Source organism: Campylobacter sp. RM12637 (genome assembly GCF_020137645.1).
GTDB lineage: Bacteria > Campylobacterota > Campylobacteria > Campylobacterales > Campylobacteraceae > Campylobacter_E.
Genome location: NZ_JACGAV010000018.1, coordinates 22373 through 32821, shown reverse-complemented (window position 1 = coordinate 32821; position 10449 = coordinate 22373). Strand labels below are relative to the sequence as shown.

The 10449-nt window shown below is 31.4% G+C and carries 3 protein-coding genes; all 3 read right to left on the bottom strand.

What is annotated here, in order from left to right:
• Positions 1-49 precede the first annotated feature (49 nt).
• The 3 genes from AVBRAN12637_RS08265 to rpoB all read right to left on the bottom strand — a co-directional run bounded on the left by AVBRAN12637_RS08265 (position 50) and on the right by rpoB (position 10369).
• Positions 50-1417 carry a hypothetical protein gene (locus AVBRAN12637_RS08265; protein WP_336615664.1) on the bottom strand — a complete coding sequence of 456 codons (1368 nt, stop codon included), beginning with the start codon at positions 1415-1417 and terminating at the stop codon, positions 50-52.
• 293 nt (positions 1418-1710) lie between these two features.
• Positions 1711-6249, bottom strand: a complete 4539-nt coding sequence (gene rpoC / locus AVBRAN12637_RS08260) for a DNA-directed RNA polymerase subunit beta' (RefSeq protein ID WP_442862233.1) — start codon at positions 6247-6249, stop codon at positions 1711-1713.
• The gene (gene rpoB, locus AVBRAN12637_RS08255; protein WP_214119982.1) at positions 6239-10369 is read right to left on the bottom strand and encodes a DNA-directed RNA polymerase subunit beta; all 4131 of its coding nucleotides are present in this window, start codon (positions 10367-10369) and stop codon (positions 6239-6241) included. The genes rpoC and rpoB overlap by 11 nt, the downstream gene beginning before the upstream one ends.
• Positions 10370-10449: the final 80 nt, after the last annotated feature.

Genomic DNA, 10449 nt, shown 5'->3' with positions numbered 1-10449 from the left:
CCTACCTTTAAAATAAAGTTAATTTAGTAATAATACATTCTTTATTACACTAAATCAAACCAAAAATCTTAAGCAAAACAATAACTAATCTAATAATAAAATAAACACAAGCTAACTGCAAACCAAATATAACAACTTTCATAAAAGGATTGTAGTATTTGTTAAAAAATCTAAAAGCTTTATCATAGTATTTATAAAAAAATCTAAAAATATTAAAACCACGCACGCCGTATTTTTTATATATTGACAATTGTTTTAGAAGTAGTTCTGTTTCTTTTACATGTTCTTTGAAAAATTCCTTCTCGCGTCTAAAAGCATCAAGCAAATCCTCATAATACCATGCACAATCATGATAAAACTTCTTTGGTATATCATTTATCATAGTTATATTTTCATTTTTCATAATCTCTTTACAAGTAGCATGAACAAAACTATGACTAGGATTATCGCTTACTATCACACGCACTGCACCTGATGTCTCTCGTGCAAAACGCTTTAAAAGAGTCTCATACATAATTTCAAATTCCACATAAGCTTTGTATTCTTTTGTATCATGTAATTCTTTGTTTAAGCGAGAGCTAAATATATTATAAATATCAACACACTTAAACATATCGCTTTTTAAGGTTTTTAACAAGCTTTGCTCGTCTATATCAAAAACCCTTATAAAAGCGTTTTTCAAGCTTGTATTTGTATCAATATCTAAAAACTTTAAAGCAATAGTTTTATCAATACTTCTTGTATCTTTTATATCATTTACCCCTTCGCAAAAAACGGTGTATTTATTAAAAATTCCAAGATATCTTAAATCTAAATGCTTTGCTATATAATCAAAATACCCTGTATCATCAGCAATATCCAAAATCTCGTTTGCCTCATCTAATGATAGTTTTGTTTGTTCTAACTTTTGTTTAGTTATCTCATCTAAAACATATACTTTTCTTCCATAGCCTTTACAAGCTAACAAAGCATCTTTTACTACGCTAAAGATTTCATCTTTGCTAAGCGGTGATTTATCTTTAATGTCTAAAACTCTACATATATAATCATACCCTATTACATTAAAGCCTTCTTTATTATCTTTAATAGTAGAATCAAGCACTTTTATATCTAAAATCTCATAGATATAATCATACATCTCGTTTCCAATCATCTCGTGCAAATTATAATCTATCACAAGCTCTATAAAGGTATTTTGATACCACATAATATACACAGCCTTGCTAAGATAAGCATGATCAAACTCTGGGTCTTCATAATGGTAGCATTCAAGCAAAAAACACTCTTTATCACTATCAAATAAAAACTTTTTTCTTTCTGGAATAGTTTTATACCTTCTATTGTAAATGTTAAAGATTTTAGATAATTTATATTTTTCATCAAGTTCTTTTGTGATTACTACATTTTCAAAAGCCATTTTTACCCCACTTTTTATAATATTTTAAAATAATACTATTTTTATATTTTAAAATCATTGTATTTTTTAAATACCTTTAAATTAAAATATAAAATATGAAAAATATCAATAAAAAATATCTAAAGCATTTATTTAAATTCTACTAATTTTAAAGAATTTAAAACAAGATTTGAAAGCTAAAAAATGTAGTTAAAAATTATAACTATTTAAAATATTCATATTTATTTAAATATTATAATTAGAAAATATATTGTGATATTAATAATAAATAAGGGGATTATATCCCCTTACAATTAGTCGTTTTTATGAATTTGTAATTTTGCTCTTGAATAAAGTCCCGTTCCAACAGGTATCATTCTACCTAAAACAACGTTTTCTTTTAAGTCTTCTAAATAATCTACTTTACCAGTTACACTAGCTTCAGTTAATACTTTAGTAGTTTCTTGGAACGAAGCAGCCGAGATAATACTATCACTGCTAACTGACGCACGAGTAACACCCGTTAAGCGTGGTTCTGCAATAGCTGGACTTCCACCAAATTTCATAACAGCTTCGTTTTCTTCAGCAAATCTACGCTTACTTACTACATCGCCTACTATAAACTTAGTATCTCCACTATCTATAATGGTTACTTGTCTTAACATTTGTGAAATAATAATTTCTATATGTTTATCACTAATTGCAACGCCTTGTCCGCTATAAACTTGCTGAATTTCACTAATTAAATAATGGTGCAATGCTTTCTCGCCTAATATTCTTAAAATATCATTACTTGTAATTGTTCCATCAGTTAAACGCTCACCTGCATGAACCATCTCACCATCTCTTACTTGGATTTGGCTATGGCGGTCAATTGTATGCTCAACTAAATTGCCATCAGCACCTTCTATAGTAATAACTTGACGCATACGGCTAGCTTGACCTAGTCTTACAATTCCATCAATCTCAGCTAATGTAGCAGGGTTTTTAACCTTTCTTACTTCAAATAATTCAGTAACTCTTGGAAGACCACCCGTAATATCCTTAGACTTAGTTGCTGCCTTTGGAGTTTTAGCTAGAATTTGAGCTACTTTTACCTTTTCATTATTATTTACATAAATAACGGTTTTTGATTCTAGTTGATATCTGATTGTGCTTCCATCATCTTTTGTAATCACAATAGCAGGTTTCATACTAGCAGGTAAATATTCATTAACTACTAAAGAGCTATTTCCTGTTAGTTCATCAGTTTGCTCTTCAACACTAAAGCCTGGTTCAATATCTACAAAGCTTACAACACCATCACTCTCAGCTATTATAGGGTTATTATATGGGTCCCATTGAGCTATTATATGGCTTTCATTACTTGCATCTGTAACTATTAAATCATTAGCGTTTTTAATTATTTCATTACTTCCAAATTCTATTTTAGATTTTCTTGGAACATAATGGCGAATAGCTTCTCTATCATTTCCATCTGAAATAATTACAAATAAACCTTTTTCATTAACTATATGACCTTTTTTAAGCTCAATTTTTTCTAAACCATCACTTTTTTGAATGTAATAGTTTAATTTACCAACCGCATTTGCTCTAATATCTTGAGCTACTGGTGCTCCATCTTCTATTAATAATTCTGATGCGTAAGGAATACGTCTTGGAATGTTATAGTCTTCTTTAATAACTTCAACTATACTTTCATTTTCAACAACTTTATCACCTTCTTTATAAGGTAAATAAAGCTTTCCTAATAAGTTTCCACTAACACCAGCTAATTCGTTGATTTTTGCAACATCGTGTTTTCTTAAAATATATTTTTGCTCTTTTTTACCTGATTTTACAACTATAGTTATATCATCGTGCGCATTAATATATGAAATACTTCCATCAAATGGAGCTTTAATCTTAGGCTCAACTAAAAGGATATTTGCATTTCTACGATTTGCGATAATTTGTTTGCCTTCATTATTTTTATAAGTTTGAACATTATAAAATCTTATGAAACCTTCTTTTTTAACTTCTACTTGTCTATCTTGCATATCAGTTGTAGCAGTTCCCCCGCTGTGGAAAGTTCTAAGTGTTAGCTGAGTTCCTGGCTCACCGATTGATTGAGCTGAAATAATACCAACAGCTTCACCAGTTTTAACTAACTTACTTTCAGCAAGGCTAATTCCGTAGCACTTAGCACAAATTCCTTTTTTAGCTTTACAAGTAATTGGAGTTCTAATTGTAACTGATTTGATATTGCTTTGAACAATACTTTTTGCTTTTACTTCATCAATTAATGTGCCTTCATTAAATAATACTTCATTGCTAATTGGATCAATAACATCATCAGCTAAAACCCTACCTATAATTCTATCGTGTAAGTTTTCAACTACAACACCATCAGCAGTAATTTCACTAACTTCTATACCTTCGTGAGTTCCACAATCATTCATAGTAATTTTCACATTTTGAGCAACATCAATTAGCTTTCTTGTTAAGTGTCCTGCACTTGCAGTTTTTAACGCAGTATCCGCAAGACCTTTTCTAGCTCCGTGAGTTGAGATAAAGTATTCAAGAACATTTAGCCCTTCTCTAAAGTTTGAAGTAATTGGTGTTTCAATAATAGAACCATCAGGTTTAGCCATAAGACCACGCATAGCTGCTAGCTGTGAAATTTGAGCCGTTGAACCCCTAGCACCTGAATCAGCCATCATATAAATTGAGTTAAATCCTGCTTTATCGTTTTTCATTAAATTAATCATATTTTTTGATAATTCATTATTAGTATTTTTCCAAATATCAATAATTTTATTGTAACGCTCACTAGCAGTGATTAGACCTTGGTTAAATGAGTTTTGGATTTCTCTTACTTTTGCTTTTGCATTTTCTATATTATCACTCTTTTCATCAGGAACAATAATATCAGCAATAGAAATTGAAATACCAGCTTTTGTAGCGTATTCAAAACCTAAATTCTTAAGATTATCAAGGAAACTTGCACTAATTTCTAAGCCACCATTTTTATAAACATAATCAACTAATGCTCCGATATCCTTTTTCTTTAAAACCTTATTCCATAATTCTTCAGGAACAAAATCAGGTAAAATTGATTTGATAATTAAACGACCCGCAGTAGTTTTAATACTCTTACCATTTACAACTGATTTGATTGTAGCGTGAATATCAAGTGAGCCTGTTTGCATAGCCATTAATACTTCATCAACACCGGTGCAAATCTTATTAGCACCTTTTGCATCTGTTTTTTCAAGCGATAGATAATAAATACCTAAAACCATATCTTGTGATGGAACTGTTATAGCCTTACCACTTGCAGGTAATAAAATATTCATTGAGCTTAGCATTAATATCTTACATTCTGCTATTGCTTCTTGGCTAAGTGGAACATGCACAGCCATTTGGTCGCCGTCAAAGTCAGCGTTAAATGCAGCACAAACTAAAGGGTGTAACTGAATAGCTTTACCTTCAACTAGCACTGGATGGAAAGCTTGAATTGAAAGCTTGTGTAGAGTTGGTGCACGGTTTAGCATTACAGGATGATCTTTTACTACTTCTTCTAAACATTCCCATACTTCGTTAGTCTTTTCGCCTATCATTTTATGAGCTTGTTTAACCGTAGTTGCATAACCTTTTTCTTCAAGTTTAGCTAATAAATGTGGTTTAAATAATTCTAAAGCCATTTGTTTAGGTAAGCCACATTGATCCATTCTAAGTTTTGGGCCAACAACAATTACGCTACGACCTGAAAAGTCAACACGCTTTCCAAGTAGGTTTTGTCTAAAGCGTCCTTGCTTACCTTTGATGATTTCAGTAAGTGATTTTAGAGTTCTTTTATTCGCACCTTTAGCTGCTCCTGTTTGTTTTCTAGCGTTATCAAACAATGAATCAACAGCTTCTTGAAGCATTCTTTTTTCGTTTCTAATAATAATTTCAGGTGCATCAAGTTCAATTAATCTTTTTAAACGAGAGTTTCTGTTAATTACACGGCGATATAAATCATTCACATCAGAAACAGCAAATTTTCCACCATCTAAAGACACTAATGGGCGTAAATCAGGTGGTAAAACAGGTAAGCATGTAATCATCATCCATTCAGGGCGATTTCCTTCTCCACTTTGAGAACTTGCTAAAAAGCTTTCTACAATTTTTAATTTTTTAATAATTGCAGGTTTTTTTGATTTTGGAGCTAGTTCGCAAGCTTCTTTTAATTCTCTTACCATATCTACTAAATCAAGTTCAGCTAATAAATCGTGAATTACTTCTCCACCCATTCTAGCTTTAAAGCCAGTATCTTCATATCTTTCATTTAAAGCTTGGAATTGTTCTTCGCTGATTACGCTATATTTTGTAACTTTTTTATTATCATCATAAGTTGCAGTATGCGCATCTCCAACAGCTTCTACAATATATGCTTCATAGTATAAAACACGGCTTAAATCTTTTGTAGAAATATCTAAAAGTGTTGAAATTCTTGCAGGTATTGCATTTGAATACCAAGTATGAGCCACTGGAGTAACTAATTCAATATGACCCATTCTAGTGCGGCGAACTTTACTTGTAGTTACTTCAACTCCACATTTTTCACATTTAACGCCTTTAAAACGCATTTTTTTATATTTTCCGCAAAGGCACTCATAATCTCTAATTGGCCCAAAAATCTTAGCACAAAATAAGCCGTCTCTTTCAGGCTTAAGTGTGCGATAGTTTATAGTTTCTGGTTTTTTTACTTCACCAAATGACCATGAACGAATAGCCTCAGGGCTAGCTATTTTAAACCCTATGGCATCAAATTGACTTGGTTTTTCTTCTTCGTTAAGTTGGATTTTTTTATATTTCTTATTCATCATCATTATCCTCTTTATAAATCTCAACATCTAAAGCTAAAGATTTTAGCTCGTTTGTAAGAACAAAAAATGTCTCAGGAATTCCTGCTGAAGTTACATTTTCTCCTTTTGCAAGTGCTTTATACGCTGCAAATCTTCCATCAATATCATCAGATTTAATAGTTAGCATTTCTCTTAAGGTATGTGCTGCACCATAAGCTTCTAATGCCCAAACCTCCATCTCTCCAAATCTTTGACCTCCGAATAATGCTTTACCACCAACAGGTTGTTGTGTAACAAGACTATATGGACCTGTACTTCTTGCGTGAACTTTCTCATCTACTAAGTGGTGAAGTTTAAGCATATACATAACACCCACATTTACACGCTCTTTCATCTTTTCGCCTGTGCGACCATCGTATAGCTCACTTTTGCCATCCATATCTATTCTAGCCATTTCAAATAGCTTTTTAAATTCTTCTGCAGTTACACCTTCAAATACAGGAGCTCCAAATTTAACGCCCTTACTCCAATCTCTTGCGTGGCGAATAAACTCATCATCACTCATATCTTTTAGATATACTTTAGCATCCATTAATCTTGAAATATCGCAAATATCAATCATTTTTTGGCGTAATTCTTTAATAAAATCAGCTCTTTTTGCATCAAATATTTCTTGAATTTGTTCTCCTAGTCTAAGTCCTACTAAACCTAAATGGCTTTCTAGAATTTGACCTATATTCATACGGCTTGGAACACCTAGTGGATTTAAAACAATATCAACAGGTCTTCCATCAGGTAAATAAGGCATATCAACTTCAGGAACTATGCAAGAAACTATACCTTTATTTCCGTGACGACCTGCCATTTTATCCCCAACTTTTAACTTACGCTTAGTTGCTATATAAACTTTTACAAGTTTTACTATACCATTTTGTAAAATATCATCTTTTTCTAATATTTCTAATTTTTCATCATGCTCTTGTTTTAAAGCTTTTTTCTCATTTTGGAAATGATTTTTTAAATTCTCATAATAAGCTTGCACATCTTTAGGATAAGCTTTAATAATACTTCCAATAGCAAAACGATTTAAATTAGATAAATCATCTTCTTTTACGATTTCACCTTTTTTATAAGATGTTCCGCCTATAGTTTCAGCTTTTTCTAAAGGAGTTTCTTTTAATAATTTAGCAATCTTTAGATTTTCTTCTCTATCCATCATTAATAATCTATCATGATAGTCTTTTTCTAATACTAAGCGTTCAGCGTCTTGAGCTGCTTTTGCACGAGCATCTTTTTCATGACCTTTTTTTGTAAATACTTTTACGTCAATTACAACGCCTTCAACACTAGCACCTGCGTATAAAGATTTATTAACTACATGACCTGCTTTTTCTCCGAAAATCGCTCTTAATAATCTCTCTTCAGGAGTTGGTTTTACTTCACCTTTAGGAGAAACTTTACCTACTAAAATCATACCAGGTTTTACATGTGTTCCGATTCTTACAATACCGCTTTCATCTAAATGTGCTATATCTTCATCTTTTACATTCGGAATATCACGAGTAATTTCTTCAACGCCATCTTTTAATTCACGAGCTTCTATTTCTTTTTCATAAACATGAACACTAGTAAATGCGTCTTCACGAATCATTTTTTCGCTCATTACAATAGCATCTTCGTAGTTGTAACCATTCCAAGGCATAAATGCAATTAAAGCATTTTTACCAATAGCAAGCTCTCCTTGATCCATAGAAGGGCCATCTGCAATTACTTGTCCTACTTTTACTATATCGCCTTTTCTTACAATTGGTTTTTGAGAAAATGTTGTATTTTGGTTTGTTCTTAAGTTCTTTTCTAGTTTGTAATGGTCTATATATAAACCATTATCATCTTCGCCTAATATAAATATATTATTGCTATCAACTTTTTCTACTTTACCTGAACGCTTAGCTTTGATTGCTTCCCACGCATCTCTTGCTACTACTCTTTCCATACCTGTTCCAACTATTGGAGCAGTAGCAGTAAGCAATGGAACTGCTTGACGCTGCATGTTTGAACCCATTAGCGCACGGTTTGCGTCATTGTGTTCTAGGAAAGGAATTAACGAAGCTGCAAGCCCAACGATAGCCCCTGAAGTAAGGTCAATAAGTCCTACATCTTCGCGTTTTGCTAGTATCGTTTCTCCATCTATTCTAGCTTCAATTAAATCATCAACAATATTTCCATTTTCATCTACTTTCGTAGAAGCTGGTGCAATACAAATTCCTTCTTCTTGAGTAGCTGTTAAATACACGATTTCATCGCTTATTTTACCATCTACAACTTTTCTATAAGGAGCTTCAACAAAACCTAAATCATTAACTTTTGCATAAGTTGAAAGTGAGTTAATAAGACCGATATTTTGACCTTCTGGAGTTTCAACAGGACAAATTCTTCCATAATGAGTTGTGTGAACATCACGAGCTTCAAAACTTGCTCTTTCTTTTACTAAACCACCCTCACCTAAAGCCGATAATCTTCTTTTATGTGTAACTTCACTAAGTGGATTTGTTTGATCCATAAATTGTGATAATTGACCACCCGTAAAGAAATCAAGTAGTGTAGAAGTAATCATTTTTGAATTCACTAAATCACTTGGCATTAATTCTTCAATAGGAGTAGTAATTGAGCTTAATTTATCTTTAATGCCTTTTTGAATTTTCGCAAAACCTATGTGTAATTCATTAGTTAATAACTCACCAATAGCTCTAATTCTTCTATTTCCTAAATGGTCTCTATCATCTAAATATCCACGACCTGATTTAATTCTGTAAAGATATTGAATAGTTTTTACTATATCTTCTCTAGTTAAAACGGTTACATATTCAGGAACATCAAGTCCTAATTTATGGTTCATTTTCATACGACCAACTCTTGTTATATCGTATCTTTCAGGGTTAAATAACATATCTAAAATATAAGTTTTTGCTGCTTCTAAAACAACAGGATCACCTGGTCTTAATACTCTAAATATTTTAGCTATTGCAAATTCTTCTTCATTTTCATAATTTTCTGAACGCTTAAATGATTTAAACATATCTAAATCATTTTGAAGAGTTTTTAACATTGAATCATCAATTCCTGAACCAACATCATTAGCTATTTTAAAATCACTACCATTATGAACTAAAGCAATTAGCTTATCTTCATCAAGCATTGTAAGAGTATCAAATAATAATTCCCCAGTATTTTTATCATATACAGGCTCTGCTAATTGACGATTAGCTAAAATATCAACAGGATATTCTATTAATTTTAAACCTGATTCTTCAAGCTCTTTAATTTTTCTTTTAGTTAATTTCTTACCTGCTTCATGAACAACTTCACCTTTTTCATTAATCAAATCAAATTCAACTCTATCGCCTATAGCATTAATATCAAATTTTGTATAGAATTTATGTTTTTTTAGTGTTATTGTTTGAATTGGATAAAATAATTGAATAATATCTTCTTTGCTATATCCTAATACTCTTAATAAAAGTGTTGCTTGGAATTTTCTTCTTTTATTAATTCTTGCATATAAAATATTTTTTGAATCAAATTCAAAATAAATCCAAGCTCCTCTATCAGGTATAATTTGGCTAGAATAAAGTAATTTATTACCTTCTTCGCTTTCTTTAAAAATAACACCTGGACTTCTATGAAGCTGATTTACAACTACTCTTTCAACCCCATTGATAACGAAAGAAACTCTATCTGTCATTAAAGGTATATCACGAATAGTAATATCTTGTTCTTTTATATCTTTAATTCCAATTTTTTCACCAGTTTTTTCATCTCTATCATATAACGTCAAGCGAATTTTTGCACGCAAGTTAGCTGCATACGTAAGACCTCTTTCCATACACTCTCTTACTGTGTATTTAGGCTTTACAAATTCACAAGATACGTAATCTAAACTTAATCTATTTTGAGAATCACTAACAGGAAAAAAAGATTTAAAAACTTTTTCTATACCACTTTCCCTGTCTTCATTACCAATATTTAAAAAATAATCAAAGCTTTTTTGCTGTAATTGTAATAGATTTGGAATCTCAATTTGCTGTGGAACGTTTGAAAAATCCACCCTTAATCTGTTTCCTGAATGTAAGCTATTTAACATATATGTACCTCTTGGTAAGTTTTGAAAGAATAGTTTTGTTGTAAAAACAACACAATACAAAAATAGCCCTAAAAATAGGG

Excerpts from the sequence above, each read along its gene's own strand:
- rpoB (WP_214119982.1), bottom strand. The coding sequence starts at position 10,369 with ATGTTAAATAGCTTACATTCAGGAAACAGATTAAGGGTGGATTTTTCA.
- rpoC (WP_442862233.1), bottom strand. The coding sequence starts at position 6,249 with ATGATGAATAAGAAATATAAAAAAATCCAACTTAACGAAGAAGAAAAA.
- AVBRAN12637_RS08265 (WP_336615664.1), bottom strand. The coding sequence starts at position 1,417 with ATGGCTTTTGAAAATGTAGTAATCACAAAAGAACTTGATGAAAAATAT.